The following is a 26583-nucleotide window of genomic DNA, read 5'->3' on the forward strand; positions in this document are numbered from 1 at the left end:
TTATGGAGTTAAGTAAAAGATTAAAAAAAATTGCAGAACATGTAGATAAATGTGAAAGCGTAGCAGATATAGGTACAGACCATGGGTATATACCTATATATTTAGTTAAAGAAGGCCTATGTAAAAGAGCTATAGCTTCAGATATAAACAAAGGACCTATAGAGAAGGCAAAGGTTAATGTTAACTTTGAAGGAGTTTCAGACAAGGTAAAATGTCTCTTAGGCCCAGGTCTTAATCCTTTAAAGGTAGGAGAAGTAGATGGAGTTATATTAGCAGGAATGGGTGGAAATTTAACTAGGGACATTTTATTAGAAGATTTAGATAAAGTAAAAAAATATGATTTTATAATATTACAACCAGCACAAAACCCAGAAGTTTTAAGAGAGTTTTTATATAAAAATAATTATAAAATTTTAGAAGAAGATTTAATTAAGGATGAAGGTAGATTTTATGAATTATTTAAGGTTAAGTATGATGAAAATTCAGAAAAACTAATTTTTGAGGATGAAATAGATTATGAAATAAGTCCTTTATTAAAAGATAGTAAGCATCCTTTATTTAAAGAATTTATTGAAGAAAAAATAAAAAAATATGAAAGTATATTAAGCTTTATAAAAGAGGATACAGAATCTGCTAATAAAAGAAAAGACTATTTAAAAGAAAAAATAAGAAAACTTAAGGGGATGATATAATGAAATTAAATGATATTATAAGAATAATAGAGGATATTGCCCCAATTAATTTAAAAGAAGGCTTTGATAATGTAGGTCTTATGGTTGGGGATAGAGAAAAAAACATAACTAAAATTTTACTAGCTTTAGATTGTACAGAGGAGGTTATTAAGGAGGCTATTGAGCTTAAGGCAAATCTTATATTAACTCATCACCCTCTTTTATTTAGAAAGCCAAATTCAATAACAACAGATACCCTTTTAGGAAGAAAAATTATAAGCCTAATAAAAAATGATATAAATCTTTATTCAGCTCATACAAATTGGGATTCAGTTAATGGAGGATTAAATGATACCTTAGTTGAAATTTTAGGTTTTAATAAAGGAATAGTAATGGACAAAAATCAATTTAATCCTGAATGTGGTATTGGTAGATTTGTAGAGTTAGATAAGGAAATTACTATTTTAGACATAATAAATGTTATAAAAAAATCTTTAGGGGTTGAAAATTTAAGATATGCAGGAGATTTAAATAATTCTGTAAAAAGAATTGCTATTATAAATGGGAGTGGACAAGATTTCTTTGAAGAGGCAAGAAAGCTTGGAGCAGAATTAATAATAACTGGAGATACAACATATCATTTTGTTTCAGATTATAAAGAAATGGGATTAAATATTTTAGATATAGGACATTTTAAGTCAGAATGGCCTGTATTAATTAAGGTTAGTGAGAAAGTTAAAGAAAAGTTAGGGGAAGATGTAGAATTTGTTATTTCAAAAAAATCTAAAGACCCTTTTGAATTTATATAAAATTTAATAGTATTAATAAGATAAATATTAAGTATTATATTTTAGTAATATTTGAATTTATATTCTTTTATTATATAATAGGTATGGTATGCATTTTTACCATACCTAAAATTTTATAAAATCCAAGCTTGTATTGGTAGAGGTTCGTAACCATCCCTCTATAAAAAACTAAGGGCTGTAACTGTATTATAGGATAGTTATACTCTTTAGTATGCCTGTAATATAGTTTTTATTATTTTTAATAGGTTTTTCTTTAAAAATAATTGCAGTTCCTTTTGGTTAATTTAAATCAAAGGGAGGAAACAAAAAATGAATAAAAGAAAGGTAATTATTGATTGCGACCCAGGAATAGATGATGCTTTAGCCATTATTCTTGCATTAAAGTCAAAGGATATTGAGGTTTTAGGGATAACTACAGTATCAGGAAATGTTGAAAGCTTTCAAGGAGCTAAAAATGCCTTAAAGGTTCTTAAACTTTTAGGAAGATTAGATATTCCAGTTTATTTAGGAGAAAGTAAACCCTTTAAAAGAAAACTTATAACTGCACAAGATACTCATGGTGAAGATGGCTTAGGAGAAACTTTTTTAGAAGAAGTACCTCTTTCTTATATTAGAGAAAATGCAGTTGATTTTATACTAAATACTTTAAAGCAGGAGGAAGAGGTTAGTATTATTGCACTTGGACCTTTAACAAATTTATTTAGAGCAATAAAAAAAGATAAAAAAACCTTTCATAAAGTTAGTGAAATAGTATCTATGGGAGGAGCTTATAAAAGTCATGGAAATTGCTCTCCTGTAGCTGAATTTAATTATTGGGTAGATCCTCATGGAGCTAGGGAGTTTTTAAAAGAGTTTGAAGGGGAATTTACTATGGTTTCTCTAGATGTTACAAGAGAAATAGTCCTAACACCAAATTTAAGAGAAATGATACATCAATTTAAGGATGAAATTGGTGATTTTATATATGATATTACTAGGTTTTATGTTGATTTTCATTGGGAACAAGAAAGAACTCTTGGTTGTGTTATAAATGACCCTTTAGCTGTGGAATATTTTTTAAATAAAAATATTTGTAGTGGTTTTAAAGCTTATGTAGATATAGCCTGTGAAGATATATCAATTGGGCAAAGTGTTGTTGATGTAGCAAATTTTTATAAAAAAAGAAAAAATGTATTTGTTTTAGATAAAGTTAATAGCAAAGAGTTTATGATTAGTTTTTTAAATAAGATATTTAAAAATCATAAAGAAGATATTGAAAATATAATAAATAATCCTAAATACGGTATTTAGGAGGTATTTATTTATGAGAAATTCAAAGAGCTTAAAATTAACAATTATGGGTATTGGAATAGCTTTAAATATGATTGGAGCTTTTATAGCTTTAAATTTAAGGCTTCCTATATATTTAGATTCTATAGGGACAATAATGGTTGGCTTTGTTTTAGGTCCTGTTTATGGTATGGTTACAGGAGTTTTAGGAAGCTTAGTTAGTGGGATAACCTTTGACATATATTCTTTATATTTTGCACCAGTTCAAATATTTACTGGTTTTTTTGCAGGATATTTCTATAAAAAAGGTTTTATGAAGGGGAAGAAAGTATTTGTTAGTGTTTTTATAATGACCCTATTTATAAGCCTTATAGGAGCCATTTTAACTGCATATATTTTTGGGGGATTAACTTCTTCAGGGTCTAGTTATTTAATAATAATTTTAAATAATTTAGGTGTAAATCCTGTTTTAAGTGCTTTTATAACACAGTTTTTAACAGATTATTGCGATAAATTAGTTGCAGTTTTATTAATGTTACAGGTTGTAAAAAGATTACCTAAAAATATTTTGATAAAATTACAAAATGCTTAATTGGAGATGAAAAAACTTGGATAGATATAATATTATAGATAATAAAAATAAAAGAGAGATAGTTCTTTTAAAATCTTTTCCTTGCCTATGGGGAAAATGTGCTTTTTGTGATTATATAGAAGATAATTCAAAAAATACTTATGAGATAGTTAAGTTAAATAAAGAGGTACTTAGCAATGTAAAGGGAGTTTATGGAGTTTTAGAAGTAATAAATTCAGGAAGTGTCTTTGAAATTCCAAAGGAAACCTTAGAGGAAATAAAGAAAATTGTAGAGAGTAAAAATATTAAAAAGCTTTTTTTTGAAGCTCATTGGTGTTATAGAAATAAATTAAAGGATATTGAAGAATACTTTGGTGTTCCTATAATATTTAAAACTGGCATTGAAACCTTTGATGATTATTTTAGGAATACGGTTTTAAATAAGAATGCTAGATTTAATAGTGTAGATGAGGTTAAAAAGTATTTTAAATCAATATGTCTTATGGTTGGAATAAAAGGTCAGACTAAAGATATGATAAAAAAAGATGTGGATATACTTTTAAAGAATTTTGAATATGGAACTGTTAATATCTGGACTGAAAATACAACCTCTTTTAAAAGAGATGAAGAACTTATCAAATGGTTTGAAAAAGAATATTCTTTTTTAAAGGATAATGAAACTATAGAGGTTTTATTTGAAAATACAGATTTTGGTGTAGGGGATTAAAGAACAGCTTAAAATAAATTTATAAATTTTTATTAAAAACCTTGTTTTATGGAAGAAACAAGGTTTTTTTCATATAATGTTATATAAAGATTTTAGGAGACATTATTTATGTGGTCAAACTTTAGAGATAATTTTCATAAAGACTGCTTTAAGGATTTAAAAAGAGATTTTAATAGATTAAGAAGAAATTTTAGAAAAAATATATATAAAAGATATTCTTTTAATAATTGTTATTTTAGAAAAGCCTTTAAATGGGGAACTATAGGAAGTATATTAACTTTTCTTATTATAAGTCAAATAGGTATTCCATTAGCTATTTTATTTATAGGAATTTTGGCTATATTTGTAATTTGTAGTAAGTGGTGAAAAAATAATTTGAAAAAATCTATTATATGTGTTAATATTAATCTTGCGAGTAAGCCAGACAATCGCTGCTAGTCTTAGAACTAGGAGAGGAAAGTCCGAGCTCCATAGGGCAGGATGCTGGATAACGTCCAGTGGAGGTGACTCTAAGGATAGTGCAACAGAAATAAACCGCCTAGAGTTTTTAGGTAAGGGTGGAAAGGTGAGGTAAGAGCTCACCAGTTTATAGGTGACTATATTGCTATGTAAACCCCATCTGGAGCAAGACCAAATAGGAGGACATTACAGGGGTTGCCCGCTCCGTCCTCGGGTGTGTCGCTTGAGCCTATTGGCAACAATAGGCCTAGATAGATGATTGTCAAATACAGAACTCGGCTTATAGACTTATCTCGTACTTTAAAACACTAGGTTAAAAGACCTAAGTGTTTTTTATTTTATAAAAAATTATACCTGTGTATTATTTCCTTATTGCCTTTAATATTACAGTATTAATTTAATTTTATTGGATATACATAATAAAGTAAGAATATAAATTGAAATGAATTGTTAATTTAGAAATTTATTAATTTATAAGAAGAAAATACAAAAGATAAATGTAATATTAAAGGAGATTAAACTAATGAAAAAAATCTTTGAGATTGTAAAGGTTATATTTTTAGTTCTTTTTTTAGGATATGATGAAAGAAAATTTAATCTATAAACCTCTTTAATATGAAAAGAATTTAAAAATAGCTCATATAATTAAAAAAATATATAAATTTTATAAATAAAATATAACTTTGTCATAATATTGTATTAAAAATAATGTATAATAGATAAATGATATTTTAAAATTTGAATTTAACTTATGAATTTGTTGGTATGGATTTTTTATTAAACTAAATTATTTTACATCGAGGAGGAAAAATGGGGAGAGATAGTAAAAAAAAGAGGAGAAGTAAAAGGAAATGGAAGACATTAGCTTTATTTATTGCCTTTGAAATCATATTTACAGCTATTACAGCACCTTTTATACTTTTATATGGACCGTTCCAAAATGCTAAGAGGACTTACGTAGGAGCCGCTATGACTAGTTTAAGTCATCAATGGATGGCCACTACATTTTTATCAGATGAAAAAATTAATAAAATATTAAATTCAAATATTGATGAAACAGATACAAACGAAAATGTAAATCATAAAACTACAAATACAAATGTAAAATTACCAACTAAACATGATAATAGTATAGAATTATATTCTTTTGAGAATTTTAAATATAATGGATATTACATAGTTATAAAAGACCCAACTAGGGTAGAGATAGGAGTTTCTAAGTACTTAGGCAAAGAAGGACAAACCACTTCTGAGATTGCAAAAGAATATAATGCTGTAGCTGCTATAAATGGAGGAGCTTTTACAGATAAATCTAGTACAGCTCAATGGACAGGAAATGGAGGTTTACCAGCTGGAATAATTATATCAGAGGGTAAATTAATATATAAAGATGTTGCTGATAATGAAAAAATAGAATTAGTTGGAATAACTAAAGAAGGTAAAATGATTGCAGGAATGTATTCTTACGATGACCTTAAAGCTTTAGATGTTAAGGAAGCTGTAAGCTTTGGACCTGTACTTGTTAAAGATGGAGAACTTACACCTATGAAAGGTGATGGTGGATGGGGAGTTGCCCCAAGAACTGCTATAGGACAAAGAGCTGATGGAGCTATAGTAATGTTAGTTGTCGATGGTAGAAGTTTAACAAGTGGAGGAGCAACCTTAAAGGAGTTACAAGAGATATTATTAAATACTTGTAATGTAGTTACTGCAATAAACTTAGATGGAGGTAAATCAACTACAATGTATTTAAATGGAAAAGTTATAAACAATCCAGCATCTAACGTAGGAGAGAGATCTATACCTTCAGCTGTAATAGTAAAGTAAAAAGAGGAGAGTTTTATGAAGAACCTAAAGCGATTTTTAAAATGGGGATTACTGTCTATAGTTTTACAGTGCTTAGTTTTGTTTGTCTTTGATAAATTTTACTTTAGGCTAAATTCTAATGTTAATGTAAAAGCAATAGACATAGCTAGTCAATATAAAAAAGAAAATAAAGAGGTTAAATTACCTTTATATATGAGAGATGAAAAAGTATCTTATGATGGAGAATATTTAGCTTATTTAAATGATAGTGGAGAACTTAAGATACTTAATACTTTAGATGATAGTGAAACTAATGTAGAACTTGATGGAGAAAAAGCATCTTATTACACATGGCTTAAGGATAGAAATAGATTACTTGTAACTACAGATATTCCTTATAACAATAAAAAGAATACAGTAATGCTATACTCTGTTGATGTTGACACAAATAAAACTAAGAAAGTTGAAGTTGGCAACATAAGTTCTTCTTATAAGGTAACAGAGATAACAGTTTCAACTAAAACAGGTGTTATTTATATTAAATTCACTAATGAAGAAACAAAAGAATCTATAGTTAAGAGAATAGATAATAATGATGATGTAACAGATGTTGATTTAACAACTAATTTATTAGGTGATATAGAAATTATGCCAAGAGCTGATAGATTAGTTTATGATAGTGAAAGAGGAACAGGAATATACTTAACTCAACCTAATAAGAAGCTAGGAATTAATCCTTCCTTTAAGGTTAGACTTTTAGGTATTGATGAAGAAGGTAATATATACTTTGGAGAAATAAAGGACAGAAAAGTTTTCAAGATTGTTTATGGAGATGTAGAAAATCCTATTGATTCTTGGAATAAGATGCCTTTAGATAAGAACATAGATATGGATGATATATATATAGGAAAAGATGGAGAAATCTATGTTTTAGATAAGGAAGAAAAAGTTGTTAAAGACATTAAGAATGGAAAAGAATTTAAATATGAAGGCGAGTTCTTACAAATGTATTCTAATGGTTTTGCAACTATAATAGATGGAAATAAACTTCATAGAGTATATTTTGATTCTGCTAAAACTGTATAAATAAAAAAATAGGAGATAACTTATTTTAAGTTATCTCCTATTTATATTTTAATATAAGAAAAGAATTAAAAAGCCCAGTTACCTTCCTTAAATATAGGAACTTCAATATTATCTTCAGTTAAGCCTGTTATTTTTAAATCCTTTGTTCCTATCATAAAATCTACATGAGTTAAAGAGTTGTTAGCACCAGCTTTTTCAAGTTCTTCACTACTCATTTTTTCTCCATCTTTTATACAGGAAGAATAGGCTTTTCCAAGAGCTAAATGACAGGAGGCATTTTCATCATATAAAGTGTTATAGAATATTATTCCTGAATTTGATATAGGAGAATTATAAGGAACAAGAGCTACTTCTCCTAAATATTTAGCACCTTCATCTGTATCTAAAAGGTTTTTTAGTGTATCATATCCTTTTTCTGCTGAAAAATCAATTACTTTACCCTCTTTAAAAGTAAGAGAAAAATTATCAATTAGATTTCCACCATAATTTAAAGGTTTTGAACTTACAACCTTTCCATTTACTCCATATTTATAAGGCATAGAAAAGACTTCTTCAGTAGGAATATTAGCTATAAATTCAATTCCAGATTGAGTGTATTCAGAACCACCAGCCCAAATATGACCTTTAGGTAATTCTATTGTTAAATCTGTTCCAAGAGAATTTTCATAATGTAATGATTTTAAATTTTTTTCATTTAAATAATTCATATGATATTTTAAGTTTTCCGTATGTTTATTCCAAGCTTCAATAGGGTCTTTAGTATCTACTCTAACAATTTTGAAAATTTCATTCCATAGTTTTCCTACAGATTCTTCTTCAGATAGCTCTGGAAAAACTTTTTTAGCCCAAGCTTTAGTTGGTATAGAAACTATTGACCAAGAGTTTTTATTGCTCATTAGCATTTCTCTAAATTCTTCTAAGGCTTTACTTGAAGATTTTCTAAAAGCTAATATTTTATTAGGGTCTATGTCTTTTAACAGTTCAGGGTCAGAGGCAGAAATTGTTAAGAAACAAGCACCTTCTTTAGCATAGCTAAGTCTTGATTCTTTCATCCATTCTGGAAAGTTTTCAAAAACTTCTAAAGGAGAGTATTCATATTTAAGTTTTCCGCAGATTTCATCACTCCATTGAACAACAACCTCTTTTGCACCTTTTTCATAAGCAGCTTTAACAAGCATTCTTGTGAAATCAACACATTCTACAGGAGATGATATAACAAGAGTTTGTCCTTTTTGAACATTTACTCCAATGTTTGTAGCTAACTTGGCATAATTTTCTAACATATTTTCAAATTTATTCATAATATCCATCCTTTCTTTACAAATTCTTACCATTATTATAATGCACTTACATTTATAAAACAATTGATTAAAATATTATTTTATAACAAACCTTCCTTTTTCATAATTTCATCATAATAAGTATCTCCATTAAAAGAAGTGCATCCATAATCTATTAAATAATAAATATCATTTATAAGTCCCCAAGAGCTTTGAACATATAAGTCTTCTTTGTATAAGAAAAAAATTTCTGAAAGAGTATATATATCTTCTAAAAAGGAGCTTTCCTCTCTAAAATTTTTTATATCAACAAAAGGACTTTTATATAGATTTGGAATAACTTCAGCTTTTGGCATGATTATAAAATTTTTATTATAAAATAAAACAGGACATAAGTATCTTTTAAATTTATAAGGGGAGTTTTTAAATACATAAGATTCAACAAAGTTTTGATGTAAGCCATCATGGTTTTTAGCAACCTTTATAACTAAGTTTTTATTTAAAGAAAATACCTTTCTTGAAATACCTTCTCCTAAAAAATTAAAATTTTTATTAAAATCCTTAAGAGATAGAGTGTTTAAATAGGAAATTAAAGTATTTAGTTTTTTTAAATCATTTAAATTCATAAAAAATCTCCAAAGTCTTTTAATATATTTTATGGATATTTTTATAAATATTTGTCCAAATCTTATAAGTTTTATATATTAAAAAGAATGATGATATTAAAAGGAATTTAAATATTTATAATAATTCTTTGAAAATGTTATAATGTTTATATGTTAAGTATTAATAAATTTAATAAAAATTAAACTAAGGAGCGAGTAAAAAGTGAAAAATTTTCTTGAGAGTTTAATAGAGAACAATAAACAATATGTTGAACATGGAAAACTGGCATCTTACATACCAGAATTAGAAAAAGCAAATAAGGAAGATTTAGGTATATATATAGTTACTCTTGATGGAAAAGAAGTTGGAGCAGGAGATTATGATAAAAAGTTTACTATTCAAAGTATATCTAAAGTAATAACTTTAATGCTTGCCATATTAGATAATGGTAAAGATAGAGTTTTTTCAAGAGTAGGCGTTGAACCAACAGGAGATAGTTTTAATAGTATAGTAAGCTTAGAGAGAAAGCCATCTAAAAAACCCTTTAATCCTATGGTAAATTCAGGAGCAATCTTAACTACCTCATTAATTGAAGGAGATAGCGAAGAAGAAAAATTTGAAAGAATTTTAGAATTTACTAGAAAAGTAACTGGCAATGAGGATATTCAATTAAATAAAGAGGTTTATTTATCTGAAAAGGAAACAGGAGATAGAAATAGAGCCTTAGCATATTTTATGAAAAGTAATGGCGTTATAGAAGGAAATATAGATGATATATTAGATTTATATTTTAAACAATGTTCCTTAGAGGTTAATGCTAAAGATTTAGCTAGGTTTGGAGCAATGCTTGCAAATGATGGAGTACTTCCTTGGAATGGCGAGAGAGTAATATCTAGAGAGATATGTAGAATTATAAAAACAATAATGGTTACTTGTGGAATGTACGATGATTCTGGTAAGTTTGCTGTGCATATAGGAATTCCAGCAAAAAGTGGTGTTGGTGGAGGCATAATGGCTGCAGTACCAAGAAGAATGGGAATAGGGATTTTTGGACCTTCCTTAGATGATAAGGGTAATAGTATAGCAGGTACACATGTTATGAAAGATTTATCAGAGGAATTAGATTTAAGTATTTTCTAAAATGTGTTAATATTATTAGAACTAATGGGAAAAATCATTAAAAGAGATAGTAATAGAATAAAATATTGGAGGATTAGAATGAAAAGATTATTAATATTAGACGGAAACAGTCTTTTAAATAGAGCCTTTTATGCTGTGCCTTTGCTTAGTAATAGTGAAGGAATTCATACAAATGCTATATACGGTTTTACAAATATGCTTTTTAAAATGAGAGAAGATATAAAACCTGATTACATAGTTTGTACTTTTGATAAAAAAGCACCGACCTTTAGACATTTAGAGTATGAGGACTATAAGGCTGGAAGAAAGAAAATGCCTCCTGAGTTAGCTGAACAATTTCCAATTGTTAAGGAAATGTTAAAGCTATTTTCAATAACAACTTATGAACTAGATGGCTTTGAAGCTGATGATATTATTGGAAGTTTAGCTAAATTTGCTGAAAGTGAAGGAATAGAAGTCTATATTATGACTGGAGATAAGGATGCACTTCAATTAGCATCTAAAAATATAAATGTTTGCATAACTAAAAAAGGTGTTTCTGAAATAGAAGTATATAATTATGACAGAATGGTTGAGGAGTATGGTGTAACTCCTACTCAATTTATAGATGTTAAAGGGCTTATGGGAGATAAATCAGATAATATACCAGGAGTTCCTGGAGTTGGAGAGAAAACAGCCTTTAAATTAATAAAAGAGTATGGTTCTGTAGAGAAGGTTTTAGAAAATATAGATAATATAAGTGGTAAAAAATTAAAAGAAAACTTAACTGAATATAGTAATCAAGCTATATTTTCTAAAAAGTTAGCAACTATAATGACAGAGGTACCTATAGAATTTGATTTAGATGAGATAAAATCAAGAGAGGATTATAATAAGGATAAATTAAAGGCTTTATTTACAAAGCTTCAAATGAAATCTGTATTAGATAGATTATCAGAGGGAGAAGAAAAAGAGCCTGAAATAAATATTGAAGTAAAAAAAGTAGAAAACAATGAAGAATTAGAAAAGTTACTTAAAAGTATAAAAAATGAGGTATATATTACCTTTTCATATTTAAATAAAGAAAAGTATTCTACTATAGAGATTAAGGAAATATTTATTAATTATAATGGAGAAAACTATCTAATTAACTTTAAAGAATTAATTAATGAAGAGGAAAATATTAATTTATTTAAGAAGTTTTTTGAGGATGAAACTATATTAAAAAATGGATATAGCGTAAAAAATGCTATAACAGCTTTAAAGAAATTAGAAATAGACTTTAAAGCACTATCCTTTGATTGTGAAATAGCTGCTTATTTAATAGATTCATCAAAGGGAGAATATACTCTATTATCCTTAATAAATGATTATCTTTCAAAATTCCCAAAGGTAAAAGAGGGAGAAGAAGACTTAGTTGGAATATCTTTTATGAAGGATTTAACCTTAATATTAAAGAAAAAAATAGAAGAAGAAAAAATGGAAAAGCTTATGTATAGTATGGAACTTCCTTTAGAAAAAGTGCTATCTTCTATGGAATCAATAGGATTTAAGGTAAATAAAGAGATATTAGATAATTTATCTGTAAAGTTTAAGAAAGAGTTAGAAGAAACTCAAAAAGAAATATTTGACCTTTCAGAAGAAGAATTTAACATAAATTCTCCAAAGCAGTTAGGAAAAATATTATTTGAAAAATTAGATTTACCTGTTATAAAGAAAACAAAAACAGGATATTCAACTAATGCAGAAGTCTTAGAAAAACTTAAGGATAAACATCCTATAATAGAGAAAATAACATATTTTAGACAACTTTCAAAAATATATTCAACTTATGTTGAAGGATTAAAGTCTGTTATAGATACAGATGGTTCTATACATTCAACCTTTAATCAAACTGTAACTACAACGGGAAGGCTTTCATCAACAGAACCTAATCTTCAAAATATACCTATAAAGTATGAAATGGGAAGAGAAATAAGAAAGGTTTTTATACCTAAAAATAAGGGCGATTTGTTAATATCAGCAGACTATTCACAAATAGAACTTAGAGTTTTAGCTCACATGGCTAAGGATGAAAATATGATAAATGCTTTTAATCATCATTCAGATATACACACCAAAACAGCTTCAGAGGTTTTTAAGGTTCCAGTTGATGATGTAACTCCTTTAATGAGAAGTAGGGCTAAGGCAGTAAACTTTGGTATAGTTTATGGTATAGGAGATTTTAGCCTTTCTCAAGATTTAAATATTTCAAGAAAAGAAGCTAAAGAATATATGGATATATATTTTGAAAGATATCCAAAAATAAAGGAATATATAGCTAAGGTTATTGATGAAGCTAAAACAAAGGGATATGTTTTAACTATGTTAAATAGAAGAAGATATATACCAGAGATTAATGCTTCAAATAAAATAGTAAAATCTCTAGGAGAAAGGCTTGCAATGAATGCACCAATTCAAGGTACTGCTGCAGATATAATAAAACTTGCTATGGTAAATGTATATAATAAGTTAGAAGACTTAAATTTAAAAAGTAAGTTAATATTACAGGTTCATGATGAACTTATAATAAATGTTTCTGAAGGAGAGTTAGAAATTGTAAAAAATATTCTTAAAGAAGAAATGGAAAATACAATAAAATTAAGTGTGCCTTTAGAAGTAGATGTGAATGTTGGAGATAATTGGTACAATTTAAAGTAAAGGGGGATTTTTTATGATTAAGGTAGGCCTTACAGGAGGAATATGCTCTGGAAAGAGCACTATTTCTTCCATGATAAAGGAATCTGGCATTGAAGTCATAGATGCAGATGTTATTGCAAGAGAAGTTTTAGAGAAATATCCCGATATACTTTTAAGAGTTAGAGCAACCTTTGGAGGTCATTTTTTTGATTGGAGGGGGGACTTTAGAAGAAGAGAGTTTGGAAATCATATATTTAGATTTCCTAAGGAGAGAGTAAAGTATGAGGAAATAATAATGCCTTATATAAAAAAAGAAATAGAAGATAAAATTAAAGAGTATGAAAAAATAAATACAAAGCTTATAGTTATAGATGGAGCTACATTAATAGAAAATGATATGCATAAGGATATGGATATCATGGTTCTTGTTTGGGTTGATAAAAGCAGTCAAATACAGAGAATGGAATTTAGAGATAAGCTTAGTAAAGGGGAAGCTATAAATAGAATAAATTCTCAATTAAGTCTTGAAAGAAAAAAGAATTATGCTAACATAATAATTGACAATAGTTCTAATTTAATTAAGACTAAGGAACAGGTAGACGATTTGTTAGAATTTTTTAATTTATATCAGTAGGAGCGAAACATGAAGAAAATAATAAGGCTAGTTATAGTTGTTTTAGCCATATGTTTACTGTTTTTAGGTAGTAGGTATGTATTAAAAAACGTTATATTTCCCTTAAAATATATGAATTATGTGGAAAAGTATAGCAAGGAATATGATTTAGATCCTTATTTCGTTATGGCAGTTATAAAAGCTGAAAGCAACTTTGAAGTTGATGCTAAGTCTAACAAGGATGCAAGGGGCCTTATGCAAATTACAACCTCTACAGGAAAGTGGATAGCTGAAAAACAGGGAATAGTAAATTTTAATACTGACTTATTATTAGAGCCAGAGATTAATATTAAGTTTGGCTGTTGGTATTTAAATAATCTTCATAAGGAATTTAATGATTGGGATTTAGTAATTGCAGCTTATAATGCTGGAAGAGGAAGAGTTCAGGAATGGTTAAATAGCAATGAACATTCTGATGATGGAAAAAAGCTTACCTATATACCTTTTAAGGAAACGGATAAGTATGTAAAAAAAGTAAATGTATATTATAATATATATAGGTCACTTTATAAATAAGTGGCCTATGTGTTTTAATTAACTAGGGATAAATTATAGGGGGAGATTTTTTGAAAAAATTGCTTATTATCTTAGGGGGAATTTTAGTTATTCTAATAGGCTTTTTGCTTTTTAATATGGAATATATAAAGCCCATTAATATGGAAGTAAATTGGGAAGATAATTTTAATCCTAAGGAAGAAAAGATACTTTTAAATTTTATTGAAAAAGATTTAAGTAAAAAAGGATATGGAATTTATACAAATTACATAAATAATACCTCAGAAGGGGATATAACTAAGGGGCATTCAGTTTTATCAGAATCAGAGGGGCTTATGATGTTATATGCAGTAAATGCTAATAACAAGGAGCTTTTTGATGAACAATTTGAAATAGTAAAAAATATGAGGCTTAAAAATGGTCTTATTAGTTGGAGAAAAGAAGGTGATGAAAATTCAGATTCTTCAGCTACTATAGATGAACTTAGAATAATAAAGGCTTTACTTTTAGCATATAATAGGTGGGATAAGTTTTACTATAAATTTTATGCTATAAATATTGCTAACTCATTATTAAAACATGCAATTGAAAATGATACTTTAGTAGATTACATAGATGTTTCTGGAAAGGGTAATACAACAACTCTTTGTTATTTAGATTTACCAACTATGAAGCTTTTAAGTCAAGCAGATGATAAATGGAAAGTTATTTATGATAAGTCTAATACTTTAATAGAAAAAGGAAAAATTTCTAAAGAGCTTCCATTATATAAAAAGGTATTTCTTCAAGAAACACAAAAATATGATGAAGAAGAAAATATTGACCTTTTATTATCTACAATAGTTATTTTAAATAGAATAGAAGCAGGAGAAAATGAGGAAGAATCTATTAATTGGATAAGAAATAGGTTTAAAGAGGATGGCTTCTTAGTAGCTACTTATAATGATAAAACAGGGGAAGCTACCTCAAAAGTTGAATCTCCTTCTATATATTCTTATGTTGCTTTAATAGCTAATAAAATTGGTGATGAAGAATTATTTAATAAGGCTATAGAAAAATTAAAGTATTATCAGATAAAAAATGAAAAAAGTATTTTCTATGGTGGATTTGGTGATGAAAATTCGAAAACTGTATATTCCTTTGATAATTTAAATGCCTTATTAGCTTTTCAAAAATATAAAGGTGAAAATTAAAAGTAATAATACTTAAAAGTAAGATTAGATAGACTAATCTTACTTTTTTCTTTAATTTATAAAGTTTAAATTTAGTCATTTTTTAATTTATACTTTGTATAATATAGTATTAATACTTTTTATAGGTGAAAAGGGGTACAATGAGTAAGAATTTTGATTATAGCTTAAAGGAAATAGATAAAGATTTAGAAAAAGCTTTAAAAGAAGCTAAAATTTTAGGAGAAGGTCATAATGGTATTGTTTTTCTTCTTAAAAATAATAAGGCTATAAAAATTTTTCGAAGAATAAGTGTTTGGGAAGATGAAAGCAGCATTTTAAAAAGAGTAGGAAGTTCAAGATTTTTTCCAAAGGTTTATGAATGTAAGAGAGGATATATTGTAAGAGAATGTGTATTAGGAATTAGGTTAGACAAGTATTTAAAGGAAAACTCTTTAAATGAAGAACTTTGTAAAGAGTTATATTTAATGATTTTAGAGTTTGAAAAATTAAATTTTAAGAGAATAGATACAAGATGTAAGGATATATATATTCAAAAGAACAATAAAATAAAAATAATTGACCCTAAAAATAATTATAAAAAAAAGGTGGATTTTCCAAGACATCTTTTTAAGGGCTTATTTAAAAGAGGACAGTTAAGCTATTTTTTTGAGTATTTAGACTCTGTAGATAAAGAAAGAAGTAACCTTTGGTTAAAAGAATTTTTATCTTATGCTAAGGATAAAAATTTTTTTGAAGAATAAAATATAAAAATTTTCTTTAAAGATTTTAAATTAAGTAGTATCTTATTAAGTAAGAAAGATTTTATACTATTTAGTTTAAAAGGAGTTGATTAATTTGAGAGAGACTTTTAAATTTAAAGATAAAGAAGGATTAGAATTACAAGGATATAAATGGAGTAATGGAAAAGATTTTAAAGCAGTAGTTCACATACTTCATGGTATGGCAGAACATTCCCTGCGTTATGATGAATTTGCAGAAAAGCTTGTTAATGCAGGATTTTTAGTTTTTGCTCATGACCATAGAGGACATGGATTTACGGCAAAGGATATAGAATCTTTAGGATATCAAGGAGAAGGGGATGGCTTTCAATGGATGATTGATGATGCTGTAACCTTAATAGAAGAATCAAAAAGAAAATATTTAGGACATAAAATAATACTTTTTGGACATAGTATGGGTTCTTTTGTAAGTCAAAAGTTAGTTGAAGAATATAATGAACTAATTGATGTTTTAGTTTTATGTGGAACAAATGGTGAGCCAGATAAACTAGTGCCTTTAGGAGAAGCTGTAGCTGAAATGGAGATTTTACTAAAGGGAAGAAAGCATAAAAGTAAGCTTATGGACAAACTTATTTTTGGTGATTTTAATAAGCATTTTAAACCAAATAGAACAGAATACGATTGGATTTGTAGTGTAGAAAAAGAAGTTGATAAATATATAGAAGATGAAAGATGTGGGTTTATTTGTTCTGCTTCATTTTATCATGATTTATTAAAGGGAATAAAGAGCATACATAAACCAGAAAATTTAAAGAGGATAAGAAAGGACATGCCTATTTATATTTTTGGAGGAGATAAAGACCCTGTAGGACATTTTGGAAAGGGAATACCTAACTTAAAGAAAAAATTAGAAGAGTATGGTGTTGAAAATGTTCAATATAAAATATACAAAGACGGAAGACATGAAATGTTAAATGAAAAAAACAAGGAAGAAGTTATGGATGATACTATTTCTTGGATGTTGAAAAATATTTAAAAGATGTATATAATTAATTAAAGTGTTTTAGGAGAGTGTCAAAATTTGATACCTCCTTTTTCCTTTCTTTAAGTTAATAAATTTTATAATAAAATAGGAGAAATTATGAAAAATGACTATAGAATTATAGATAATTATATACGTAGTGGAGATAAAGCCCATGATGAAGGTAATTTAATAAAGGCTTTAAACTATTATTTAAGAGCAGAGGAGCTTTTAGAAAATGAAAAGGATATTGATTTAACTATAAGCATAGCTTTAATGTTAGATGAACTTGGAGATAGTCTAAATGCTATAGAAAAATATAAGGAAGCTTTAAAGATAAATAGTTTTGAGGTTAGGGCTTATTATGGTTTAGCAGTTATTTATGATGAAAAAGGAGATTATTTAAAGGCAATTGAACTTTATAAAAAAGCTATTGATATAAATCCTTTTTATGATAGAGCTTTCTTTTTTTTAGCTAATGCTTTAGATAATATTGGAGATAAAGAAGGAGCTATAACCTATTATAAAAAGACTATAGAAATTTGTAAGGATGATTTTTGGGCCTATACAAATTTAGGGTCAATATATGAAGAAAAAAACATGTTAAAAGAAGCTTATAGAATGTTTTCTAAAGCCCTTGAGATTGATAAAGAACATTATTTAGCACTTTTTAATATGGGAGTTATATATAAAAAATTAAATTTATTTGATAAAGCAAAAAAATATTATGAAAAAGCAATTAAAAAGAATTTAGGATATGCCTTTTCTTATTTAAATTTAGCTGTAATATATAAAGAAGAAAATAATTTAAAAAAAGGAATAGAAGTATTATCTTTAGGAATAAAATTTAATCCTGAAAATCATTTTTTGTATTATAACAGAAGTTGTTTTAGAGCACTTTTAGAAGATAACTTAAATAATGCTATAGATGATTTAATTAAAGCTTTAGAGTTTTATCCAGAATTTAAAAAATACATATATAAAGATAAAGAATTAGTTGAAGTTATAAATAGCAAAAGGTTTAAAGAATTTTTAGAAAGCATAGATATTGTTTAAAACAATATCTATGTTTTTTTCTTTCTTTATATACAAAAATTTACAAAAAGTTATATAAATTTTTCTTATTTTTATGATAATGTATAGTTATATAGGTGTGCTAAGGGGGAATAGTTTGTGGAGTGCATAGAAAAGGATTATATGTATTTAAAGTTTAGTAAAATGCAAAATTCACTGAATATTTTAGTGTTTATTACAATTAGTTTATATATAATATATTTTTTTAAGCCAAGTACAGCTATTTACTTATCTACAACTATTGAAACCATATTAATATTTACCATAACTTTTATTGCAACTACAGTATTTAAGTTTTCTAATAAGAAGATTTTTAAGTTAATAAGTATTTATCTTCTTTTAGTTGCTATATTTAAATTTGATACTTTAGTTTATTTAATATCTTTTTTAGAGGAGAAGGATATCTTAGAAGCTTTAAGTTTAAGGTCTGTAGCATTTTGTACAATTTTAGAAAGTATTTATTGTTTTATTATGGTCTCTTATGTAAAGAATATAGATTTAAAAACTAAGGTAATAGTGCTTATATTATCCTTAATTTCCTTAACTAGCGTATTCTTTTTTAAGATAAATATTTTTTGGATATTTTCTGCAAGCCTTCTTTTAGTTGTTTTATATTCCTTGAAAAGCTTTAAAATTTTTGAAAATAAGTTTTTTAATTATTTGAAGGCCTTTGTAATAATAAATTTATCTTTAGTTATATTAGATTTTTTAGCTTATAATATGGGTTTAAAATCCTTTGTTTTGTTAGGAGATTTATTGAAAATAGGAATATACTTAATAATTTATTTATGGATTTCTGAGATGTTAATTATAAAGCCTTATGAAACTTTACATGAGGATATAATAGATAAAAATAAGAAATTAAAGGGATTAAGTAGAAAAATTGAGGAGAGTAATAGAGAGTTTAAGGAATTTAAAAAGAAGTTAAAGGAAAATGAGCTTTATTTCAAGGATTTTTTAAATAATGCTCCTATGGCTATAGTTATTTTGAATGATTATAATCATAGGATTTTAAATGTAAATGAGCGTTTTTTGTATGAGTTAAACTTAAAAAGTAAAAAGGATATAGTAAATAAGAATTTATTTAAAATTATAAATGTTGAAAATAAGGAAGAACTTTTAAGTAAAAATAAAGGGGAAGCTTATTTAGAAATTTTAGGAGCAGAAATTTTTTGGGAACTAGATATATTATTAAAATCAAATAACTACTTAATAATATCTATGAAAAATATTACGGAATTTAAGTACTCTGAAAAAATAAAATATAATTTAAGTCAAAAGACTTTATCAGAACAAATAAAAAATGATTTTTTATCTAGTATTTCTCATGACCTAAAAACACCTATAAATGTTATTTATTCTTCTGTGCAAGTTCAAGAGAAATTTTATAGTGAAGAATATATAAACAAGGTTGATTATTATAATCAGGTAAACAAGGAAAATTGCATGACTTTATTAAGACTTGCTAATAACCTAATAGATTCATCAAGGATAGATTACAATTATTTAAAACCAAATCTTAAAATATATAATATAGTAACTTTAATTGAGGATTCTATAGGTAGTTTATCAGATTATATAAAAGAGAAAAATTTAACTTATATTTTTGATACTAATGAAGAAGAAGTATATATAAAGTGTGATCAAGAATTTATACAAAGAATAATATTAAATTTAATTTCTAACTCTATTAAGCACACAAAAGAAGGAGGAATTGGAGTAGAAATTAAGGCGAAAAAAAAGAGGGTTATTATTAGTTTTACAGATACAGGAGAAGGAATGGACAAAGATTTTTTAGAAAGAGCCTTCTTAAGATACAGTAAGGGAAATGAAGTTGGTGAAAAAAACAAAAGTACAGGGATAGGACTTTATATTGTTAAAAATTTAGTTGAATTACAAAATGGTTCAATAAGCATAAGTTCTATAAAAGATGCAGGAACTAATATAAGACTAGAGTTTAATAGGGAGAAAAGTTGTGGAATATAAAGTAAAATATGAAAATCCTAAATTGCAATATTATATACTAAGGATTATATATTTTTTAATAATAGTGTCTGTATTAATTTATATAAAAGATAAGAAGTATCTTATGTTTTATAAATTTTTAGACTTGTCTTCAGTAATAATGTTAGGAGCAGCTTTATTAATAGGGGTAAGTAGTAATGTTGATAAGGAAAAGAGTTTAATATCTTATATTAACTTAGGTATATTTTGGCTTATAATACCAGAGATGTTTTCATCCTTTGTATTTTTAGAACTTTATGTTGTAGATAAAATAATAGCTTATAAACTTGTGGTTTTGGTCTTTCAATACCTTGTTATTTTTACTACTATTTTAGGAAAAAAAAGAAATTATACCTTTTTAAAGGTAAATAAAATATTATTAGTAATAAATATAGTTTTTAATTTATTTTACCTTACAATTATAAGTAATGTAGAGCTTATGAAAGGGTTTATTAGATATATTTGCTTAAATAGTTATATATATATATTTCTTATTATACTTTTTGTTGTATTATTTCTTTTAATTATTTCTGATGGAGAAAATAATTCTGATAAATTTTTTTATTATTTAATAATATATATAATAATTTTATCTGTTGGAAATATTATTTTTTTAAATAACCTTCATAATTTAACAAGGTCTAATATGCCAGGTGGATTTTTATCTCAGATTCTTGATTTATCAGCTTATTATATTTTAGCAGAGGGAATAATAAGATTTTCTTTAAATAAAAGTTTTAATAAAATAAATAGAATTATGATATTAAAAAGAAATGAGTTTAAAAAAAATAAAAAGTATTTACAAAAGAAAATTGAGGAACTTAGAGCCTTAGAAAAGCTTTTAAATAGAGAAGAATTACTTTTTAATAATATAATATCTAATATAGGAGATTATATTTTTATATCTAAGGATGAAAAATTATTTTATTTAAATAATGAAGCTTTAGAATTTTTAGAAGTTAAAAATAAAGAATCCATACTTTTTGAAAATATGGAGGTTTTATATGAAAAAATATTAGAAAAACAAGTTTACTTAAAGGAAAGAGTAAACTTAGATTATTATAAAGAAATAATCTTTAAAAATGTAAAGGGTGGGTATTCTAATGGTGAATTTTATAAGATTCCCTTTGGAGATAATTACAAGATAATAATTATAAATGATATAACTAAGAAAAATAATGCTTCTAGATTAAATAAGTATTTAAAAAACAAATTAGAAGAGGAGAATATAAAGGGAGAGTTTTTTACAAATATATCTCATGAAATAAGAACACCTATAAATGTTATAAATTCAGCCCTTCAACTAAATAACATAAATATAGAGAGTAAAAATTTAAATTCTATAGAAAGAAATAATTTAGTTATAAAACAAAATTGCTTAAGATTAATTAGAACTATAAATAATTTTATTGATGCAAATAAAATTTCAGAAGGACATTTTGAAAGTAATTTTATGGTTTTAAATGTAGTTGAAGTGGTGGAAGATATATTAGAGGCTGCATCAGAGTATATAAGTAAAAAAAATATAAATTTTGTTTTTGACCCAGATTTTGAAGAATTATTTATAGCTCTTGATATGGAGTTTTTAGAAAGAATAATATTAAATTTATTATCTAATTCTGTAAAGTATGGTAACTTTGGTGGAAATATATATGTGAAAATATATTTTGACGGGAAAGACTTAGTAATAATGATAGAAAATGATGGGGTTTCCATAAGTTATGATGAACAAAAGTATATTTTTGATAAATTTACAAAAAGTAATAAGGCTTTAAATAGAACACAAGAAGGAAGTGGACTTGGCCTTTATATAAGTAAAGCTTTTATGAAAATGCAAGGGGGAGATTTAAAGGTTGAAATAAGTAAGGGAAATAAAAATAGATTTAAGCTTTATTTTTATGATGTAGATGTTTTTAAGGAAACAGATAGAATAGGACAAGTTTTCAGTAGAAATTATTATAATTTAAAAGAAAAAGCAGAGATTGAATTTTCAGATATATACATATAATATATCTATTTGAGGAAACATATAATTACCTTGGAGGTGATTTATATGAATATATTTAAGGTAAATAAGGAGTTTAATTTAGGAGATTTAATAATAAGCTTGTTAATTACTTTAGGTGGTGGATATATTATAGGTATGATTATAAAGGATAGTATCTTTATTTATCAAAACTTAAATAAACCTTGGTTTAGTCCACCTGGTATAGTTTTTCCAATAGTCTGGACTATTTTATATGTATTAATGGCTATAGCAGCTTATAGAATATTTTTAATAGGTAAAAGAGGAGAAAACACAAAAGGTGCACTTTATATTTATGCTATACAACTTGTGTTAAATTTTGCTTGGAGCATTATCTTCTTTTATTTTAAATTATATGGATTAGCCTTTATAGAATTAGTTATTCTACTTATATTAATAATAATATGCACAATTAAATTTTTAAAGTTTGATAAAATATCAGCACTTCTTATGGTCCCATACATATTATGGGTTTCTTTTGCAGGGGTTTTAAATTTCTTTGTTTGGATGTTAAATGAAATGTAAGAGAAGAATCCTTCTTATTTTAATATTTAAAATAAGAAGGATTTTTTTATTAGTGATATAATTAAATATAGAAATTTATTAAATATAATTTGTATATTTAAAATATATAAATAAAAAAGGGGATAAGAAAATGTTAATTAAAAATGGCAAGATATTTACCTGTGAAGATGGAATAGTCTATGAAAAAGGTGATATTTTAATTAAAGAAGGAAAAATAGAAAAGATTGGAGAAGATTTAGGGGAGTTTGAAGAAGAAGAAATAATAGATGCTAAAGGGCTTATGGTTTTTCCAGGATTTATAGAGGCACATAGTCATTTAGGAATTCATGAAGAAGGAAATAATGGCGCTGGAAATTCAATAAATGAGGTTAGTAATCCAATAACACCACAGTTAAGAGCTATAGATGGAATAAATCCCTTTGATGGTGCCTTTTCAGTAGCAAGAAAGGCAGGAGTTACAACTGTAGCCATAGGACCAGGAAGTGCTAATGTAATTGGTGGCCAATTTGTAGCTATTAAGACAGAGGGAATATGTATAGATGATATGATAGTAAAGGAACCTTTAGCCATTAAGGTTGCCTTGGGAGAAAATCCTAAAAGAGTATATGCAGGAAAAAATAAAATGCCAAATACAAGAATGGCTATTGCAGCTATGATTAGAGAAACTTTAATAGAAACTATAAATTATAAAAATAAAAAGATTGAAGCTGAAATAGAAGATAAGGATTTTACTAAAAGCTTAAAATATGAATCTATGTTACCTCTAATAAATAGAGAAATTCCTATGAAAGCACATGTACATAGAGCAGATGATATTTTAACTGCTATAAGAATAGCTAAAGAATTTGACCTTAAACTAACTTTAGACCATTGTACAGAGGGGCACTTAGTAAGTGATTATATTAAAAAATCAAAGGCTCCTGCTATAGTTGGACCAACTTTAAGTTTTAATGGAAAGGTGGAAACTTTAAATAAAAGTTTTAAGACTCCTAAGGTTTTGATAGATAAGGGGGTTAAGGTAGCAATAACTACAGACCATCCTGTTGTAACAATAGATAATCTTCCACTTTGTGCAGCTATGGCTATGAAAGAAGGGATATCTTTTAAAGATGCTCTAAATTCAATAACAATAAATCCTGCAGAAATTTTAGGTATAGATGATTCTGTTGGAAGTTTAAAGGAAGGAAAAGATGGAGATTTAGTAATTTTAAATGGAAATCCCTTTGAAATAGCTACAAAAACCATTTATACAATTATAAATGGAGAGGTAGTTTATAAAGACTATGAATAAATATATTTTTATATTATAATAAATAATGTTTGAATTTGATTTTAATATTTTTAAAAGAATTTAATGGAGCTGTATCAATATAACATAGCATATAAGTAAGCTTATGTTTTGACACAGCCCTTATTATTTTAAAAAGTGAAATAAATTTTAAAATATGTCAAAGATATAGGATATAATGTAAAAATATAAAGAAAATAAAAGGAATTATAAATTAGGAGTGGTACTTTGAAAAAGGTAATAATTGCTGAAAAGCCATCTGTTGCTAGAAATATTGCAGATGCTTTTAATATAAAGAAAAGAAAAGATGGATACTTTGAAGGCGAAAAATATCTTATAACATGGGCTTTTGGTCATTTACTACAACTTTTTGATGCAAAGGATTATGATGAGAATATGAAAGGGTGGAGAATGGAGAAGTTCCCTTTTATACCAGAGGTTTTTAGATATAAAATAAAGCAAGATTCGTTAAATAGAAATATAACTGACAAGGGTGCAGAAAAGCAAATAAAAATCATAAAAAATCTTATAGATAGAGAAGATGTAGATGGTATAATTTCTGCTACTGACTTTGATAGAGAAGGACAAGTAATTGCAGATGAAATATTTCTTTATTTTAATGAAAAAAAACCAGTATATAGACTTTTATTAAATGAATGGACTTCTGATGAAGTGAAAAAAGGAATGGAAAATTTAAAGCCTAATGAACAGATGCAATCTCTTCAAGATGCTGGTATAGGAAGGCAATGGGCCGATTGGATAATAGGTATAAATTTAACTTCTGTAACTACTATAAAATACAGATTAAATGAAGGAAAGATTTTAAATATAGGTAGAGTATTACTTCCTACTTTAAAAATAATTTATGATAGAGATAAGGAAATAGAAAATTTTAAGGCAAGTTCATATTATAAGTTAAATACAATCTTTAAAACTTTAAAAAATGAGGAGTTTGAGGGAACTTATTATGAAAATAACTCAGAAAAATTTGAGGATAAAAAGTTTTTAGAAGAAATTAAGGAAAAGATAAAGGAAAAAAATGCTGAGATTATTGAAAAACAAACAGAAAGAAAAAAAGAATATCCACCATTTTTATTTAATCTTTCTAATCTTCAAGGATATATAACAAGTAAATATAAGGGATGGACTTCAGATAAGGTTTTAAAGGTAGCACAGTCTTTATATGAAAAGAAATTTATAACTTATCCTAGAACAGGGAGTATTGCCCTAGAGGAGAGTTTAGTTGATAGAACTAGAAATGTTTTAGAGAAACTAAAAATTGGATTACCCTATGAGAAAGAAATAAAGTTTGTAAAAAATAAAAGAATTTTTGACAATTCAAAAGTAGAAAGTCATAGTGCTATAGTTCCTACGTATATTAAGCCTAATAATTTAACACAAGATGAAAATATAGTATATAATGCAGTTAAAAATAGATTTATTATGCAATTTATGCCTATAGCTGAATTTGAAGAAACTAAAATAACTACTAAAGTAAAAGAAAGTTCTGTTAAGGGAGTTTTCATTTCAAAGGGAAAGGTTCAACTTGTAGAAGGTTGGAGAGTTGTTGAAAAAATAGATAGTAAAGATACAATTCTTCCAAGGGTAGAGGAAAAGGAAGTTGTAGATTTAGTAGATAGTAAAATTAATAAGGTTACAAAAAAGCCACCTAAAAAGCATACAGAAAAAACACTACTTAGAGTAATGGAGACCTGTGGAAAGAGTTTTAAAGAGGATTCTGAAGAAGATAATGAAGAAATGATGGCTTCAATATTAAGTGGATTTAGTATAGGAACACCTGCTACTAGAGCTGAAACAATAAAAAAGCTTAAGGATGTAGGATATGTTACTACAAAGGGAAAAAGTTTAACTTGTACAGAGCTTGGTAGAACTATAGTTGAAATATTTCCTGTCAAGGAACTTTTAGATTTAGAATATACAGGAAGGTTAGAAAAAACACTTTCTGATATTGAAAGAGGAAAAGTTAAAAAAGAAGATTTTTTAAAACTTATAAAAAACTTTACTATAGAAGGTGTTAATGCTATAAAAAATGATGATTCTATGGTTAAAAATTTTAAGATTGAAGCTCCAGAGGGTGTAGAGATTTTAGGAAAATGCCCAAACTGTGGAAATCCAGTTATAGAAGGAGAAAAAGGTTTTGGTTGTGTTAACTGGAAAAATGGTTGTAAATATACAATATGGAAAAATGATAAGTACATAGCATCGTTTGGGAAGCAAGTTACAGCACAAATGGTAAAGATTTTATTAGCTAATGGAAAAGTTGGTTTTAGAAATTTAAAAAGTAAAAAAGGAAATACCTTTGCAGCCTATTTTATATATGAAAAAGATAAGGATAAAGGATATTTTACTTGGAGAATGGAGTTTATTTAGTAAGGTTTTATGAAACTATAAAGTATTAAATAAGGATATGCACTTTTTTTAAAAGGGCATATCCCTAAAATATTTTATTTTTCATAAAACTT

At 26.4% G+C, this 26583-nt stretch carries 23 protein-coding genes, 1 other RNA gene and 1 riboswitch; of the genes, 22 read left to right on the top strand and 2 right to left on the bottom strand.

Annotated features, from left to right (window positions below; genetic code table 11):
• Window positions 1-2: 2 nt before the first annotated feature.
• From AC4FQV_RS01100 to AC4FQV_RS01140, 9 genes are all read left to right on the top strand, one after another.
• Entirely contained in the window at window positions 3-692 is a 690-nt protein-coding gene (locus tag AC4FQV_RS01100; protein ID WP_491139306.1) for a tRNA (adenine(22)-N(1))-methyltransferase, read from the top strand.
• Window positions 692-1480 (top strand): Nif3-like dinuclear metal center hexameric protein, encoded by a 789-nt coding sequence (locus tag AC4FQV_RS01105; RefSeq protein ID WP_491139305.1) that lies wholly within the window; start codon window positions 692-694, stop codon window positions 1478-1480. The genes AC4FQV_RS01100 and AC4FQV_RS01105 overlap by 1 nt, the downstream gene beginning before the upstream one ends.
• Before the next feature lie 133 nt (window positions 1481-1613).
• Window positions 1614-1658: riboswitch (PreQ1 riboswitch) on the top strand.
• A gap of 131 nt (window positions 1659-1789) precedes the next feature.
• Window positions 1790-2770 carry a nucleoside hydrolase gene (locus AC4FQV_RS01110; RefSeq protein WP_491163901.1) on the top strand — a complete coding sequence of 327 codons (981 nt, stop codon included), beginning with the start codon at window positions 1790-1792 and terminating at the stop codon, window positions 2768-2770.
• Window positions 2771-2783: 13 nt separating this feature from the next.
• Window positions 2784-3341, top strand: coding sequence for an ECF transporter S component (locus AC4FQV_RS01115; protein WP_491163906.1), 558 nt, complete (start codon window positions 2784-2786; stop codon window positions 3339-3341).
• A 16-nt stretch (window positions 3342-3357) separates the two neighbouring features.
• On the top strand, window positions 3358-4047 hold the full coding sequence (locus AC4FQV_RS01120) for a radical SAM protein (protein WP_491163908.1): 690 nt from the start codon (window positions 3358-3360) through the stop codon (window positions 4045-4047).
• A gap of 108 nt (window positions 4048-4155) precedes the next feature.
• On the top strand, window positions 4156-4413 hold the full coding sequence (locus tag AC4FQV_RS01125) for a hypothetical protein (RefSeq protein ID WP_491139301.1): 258 nt from the start codon (window positions 4156-4158) through the stop codon (window positions 4411-4413).
• 46 nt (window positions 4414-4459) lie between these two features.
• Window positions 4460-4806: RNase P RNA component class A (rnpB, locus tag AC4FQV_RS01130), an RNA gene on the top strand.
• Between the two features lie 510 nt (window positions 4807-5316).
• Complete coding sequence (locus tag AC4FQV_RS01135; protein WP_491139300.1) at window positions 5317-6333, top strand: phosphodiester glycosidase family protein; 1017 nt, start codon at window positions 5317-5319, stop codon at window positions 6331-6333.
• Window positions 6334-6348: 15 nt separating this feature from the next.
• Window positions 6349-7398, top strand: coding sequence for a hypothetical protein (locus tag AC4FQV_RS01140; protein WP_491163910.1), 1050 nt, complete (start codon window positions 6349-6351; stop codon window positions 7396-7398).
• Window positions 7399-7463: 65 nt separating this feature from the next.
• On the opposite strand, the gene AC4FQV_RS01145 is transcribed toward AC4FQV_RS01140, so the two are convergent.
• Window positions 7464-8699 carry an aminopeptidase gene (locus AC4FQV_RS01145; RefSeq protein WP_491139298.1) on the bottom strand — a complete coding sequence of 412 codons (1236 nt, stop codon included), beginning with the start codon at window positions 8697-8699 and terminating at the stop codon, window positions 7464-7466.
• Window positions 8700-8779: 80 nt separating this feature from the next.
• Window positions 8780-9304 carry a hypothetical protein gene (locus tag AC4FQV_RS01150; protein WP_491139297.1) on the bottom strand — a complete coding sequence of 175 codons (525 nt, stop codon included), beginning with the start codon at window positions 9302-9304 and terminating at the stop codon, window positions 8780-8782.
• A gap of 202 nt (window positions 9305-9506) precedes the next feature.
• Here AC4FQV_RS01150 and glsA point away from each other — a divergent pair, with 202 nt between their 5' ends.
• The 13 genes from glsA (at window position 9507) to AC4FQV_RS01215 (ending at window position 26491) form a co-directional block, all read left to right on the top strand.
• Window positions 9507-10424: a glutaminase A gene (gene glsA, locus AC4FQV_RS01155; RefSeq protein ID WP_491139296.1), complete on the top strand. Its 918-nt coding sequence runs from the start codon at window positions 9507-9509 to the stop codon at window positions 10422-10424.
• A 78-nt stretch (window positions 10425-10502) separates the two neighbouring features.
• The gene (gene polA, locus AC4FQV_RS01160; RefSeq protein WP_491163914.1) at window positions 10503-13103 is read left to right on the top strand and encodes a DNA polymerase I; all 2601 of its coding nucleotides are present in this window, start codon (window positions 10503-10505) and stop codon (window positions 13101-13103) included.
• A 13-nt stretch (window positions 13104-13116) separates the two neighbouring features.
• The gene (gene coaE, locus AC4FQV_RS01165) at window positions 13117-13716 is read left to right on the top strand and encodes a dephospho-CoA kinase (protein WP_491163917.1); all 600 of its coding nucleotides are present in this window, start codon (window positions 13117-13119) and stop codon (window positions 13714-13716) included.
• 9 nt (window positions 13717-13725) lie between these two features.
• The gene (locus AC4FQV_RS01170) at window positions 13726-14271 is read left to right on the top strand and encodes a lytic transglycosylase domain-containing protein (protein ID WP_491139293.1); all 546 of its coding nucleotides are present in this window, start codon (window positions 13726-13728) and stop codon (window positions 14269-14271) included.
• 50 nt (window positions 14272-14321) lie between these two features.
• Complete coding sequence (locus AC4FQV_RS01175; RefSeq protein ID WP_491139292.1) at window positions 14322-15443, top strand: glycosyl hydrolase family 8; 1122 nt, start codon at window positions 14322-14324, stop codon at window positions 15441-15443.
• Window positions 15444-15583: 140 nt separating this feature from the next.
• Window positions 15584-16183, top strand: a complete 600-nt coding sequence (locus AC4FQV_RS01180; protein ID WP_491163919.1) for a hypothetical protein — start codon at window positions 15584-15586, stop codon at window positions 16181-16183.
• Between the two features lie 94 nt (window positions 16184-16277).
• Window positions 16278-17198, top strand: a complete 921-nt coding sequence (locus AC4FQV_RS01185; RefSeq protein WP_491139290.1) for an alpha/beta hydrolase — start codon at window positions 16278-16280, stop codon at window positions 17196-17198.
• A 105-nt stretch (window positions 17199-17303) separates the two neighbouring features.
• A complete protein-coding gene (locus AC4FQV_RS01190) occupies window positions 17304-18239 on the top strand; it encodes a tetratricopeptide repeat protein (RefSeq protein WP_491139289.1) in 936 nt (311 codons plus the stop codon).
• A gap of 117 nt (window positions 18240-18356) precedes the next feature.
• Window positions 18357-20243 carry a sensor histidine kinase gene (locus AC4FQV_RS01195; RefSeq protein ID WP_491163922.1) on the top strand — a complete coding sequence of 629 codons (1887 nt, stop codon included), beginning with the start codon at window positions 18357-18359 and terminating at the stop codon, window positions 20241-20243.
• Window positions 20233-22269 (top strand): sensor histidine kinase, encoded by a 2037-nt coding sequence (locus AC4FQV_RS01200; protein ID WP_491163926.1) that lies wholly within the window; start codon window positions 20233-20235, stop codon window positions 22267-22269. Before AC4FQV_RS01195 ends, AC4FQV_RS01200 begins: the two co-directional genes overlap by 11 nt.
• 45 nt (window positions 22270-22314) lie before the next feature.
• Window positions 22315-22812, top strand: coding sequence for a TspO/MBR family protein (locus AC4FQV_RS01205; RefSeq protein ID WP_491139286.1), 498 nt, complete (start codon window positions 22315-22317; stop codon window positions 22810-22812).
• 130 nt (window positions 22813-22942) lie between these two features.
• Window positions 22943-24103, top strand: a complete 1161-nt coding sequence (locus tag AC4FQV_RS01210) for an amidohydrolase (RefSeq protein ID WP_491163928.1) — start codon at window positions 22943-22945, stop codon at window positions 24101-24103.
• 225 nt (window positions 24104-24328) lie between these two features.
• On the top strand, window positions 24329-26491 hold the full coding sequence (locus AC4FQV_RS01215) for a type IA DNA topoisomerase (protein WP_491139284.1): 2163 nt from the start codon (window positions 24329-24331) through the stop codon (window positions 26489-26491).
• Window positions 26492-26583 lie beyond the last annotated feature (92 nt).

This window comes from Clostridium sp. TJA038, from assembly GCF_058310255.1.

What these genes read in the sequence shown, in the direction of transcription:
- AC4FQV_RS01100 (WP_491139306.1), top strand. Translation starts at nt 3, where the DNA reads ATGGAGTTAAGTAAAAGATTAAAAAAAATTGCAGAACATGTAGATAAA.
- AC4FQV_RS01105 (WP_491139305.1), top strand. Translation starts at nt 692, where the DNA reads ATGAAATTAAATGATATTATAAGAATAATAGAGGATATTGCCCCAATT.
- AC4FQV_RS01110 (WP_491163901.1), top strand. Translation starts at nt 1,790, where the DNA reads ATGAATAAAAGAAAGGTAATTATTGATTGCGACCCAGGAATAGATGAT.
- AC4FQV_RS01115 (WP_491163906.1), top strand. Translation starts at nt 2,784, where the DNA reads ATGAGAAATTCAAAGAGCTTAAAATTAACAATTATGGGTATTGGAATA.
- AC4FQV_RS01125 (WP_491139301.1), top strand. Translation starts at nt 4,156, where the DNA reads ATGTGGTCAAACTTTAGAGATAATTTTCATAAAGACTGCTTTAAGGAT.
- AC4FQV_RS01135 (WP_491139300.1), top strand. Translation starts at nt 5,317, where the DNA reads ATGGGGAGAGATAGTAAAAAAAAGAGGAGAAGTAAAAGGAAATGGAAG.
- AC4FQV_RS01140 (WP_491163910.1), top strand. Translation starts at nt 6,349, where the DNA reads ATGAAGAACCTAAAGCGATTTTTAAAATGGGGATTACTGTCTATAGTT.
- AC4FQV_RS01145 (WP_491139298.1), bottom strand. Translation starts at nt 8,699, where the DNA reads ATGAATAAATTTGAAAATATGTTAGAAAATTATGCCAAGTTAGCTACA.
- AC4FQV_RS01150 (WP_491139297.1), bottom strand. Translation starts at nt 9,304, where the DNA reads ATGAATTTAAATGATTTAAAAAAACTAAATACTTTAATTTCCTATTTA.
- polA (WP_491163914.1), top strand. Translation starts at nt 10,503, where the DNA reads ATGAAAAGATTATTAATATTAGACGGAAACAGTCTTTTAAATAGAGCC.
- coaE (WP_491163917.1), top strand. Translation starts at nt 13,117, where the DNA reads ATGATTAAGGTAGGCCTTACAGGAGGAATATGCTCTGGAAAGAGCACT.
- AC4FQV_RS01170 (WP_491139293.1), top strand. Translation starts at nt 13,726, where the DNA reads ATGAAGAAAATAATAAGGCTAGTTATAGTTGTTTTAGCCATATGTTTA.
- AC4FQV_RS01180 (WP_491163919.1), top strand. Translation starts at nt 15,584, where the DNA reads ATGAGTAAGAATTTTGATTATAGCTTAAAGGAAATAGATAAAGATTTA.
- AC4FQV_RS01190 (WP_491139289.1), top strand. Translation starts at nt 17,304, where the DNA reads ATGAAAAATGACTATAGAATTATAGATAATTATATACGTAGTGGAGAT.
- AC4FQV_RS01205 (WP_491139286.1), top strand. Translation starts at nt 22,315, where the DNA reads ATGAATATATTTAAGGTAAATAAGGAGTTTAATTTAGGAGATTTAATA.
- AC4FQV_RS01210 (WP_491163928.1), top strand. Translation starts at nt 22,943, where the DNA reads ATGTTAATTAAAAATGGCAAGATATTTACCTGTGAAGATGGAATAGTC.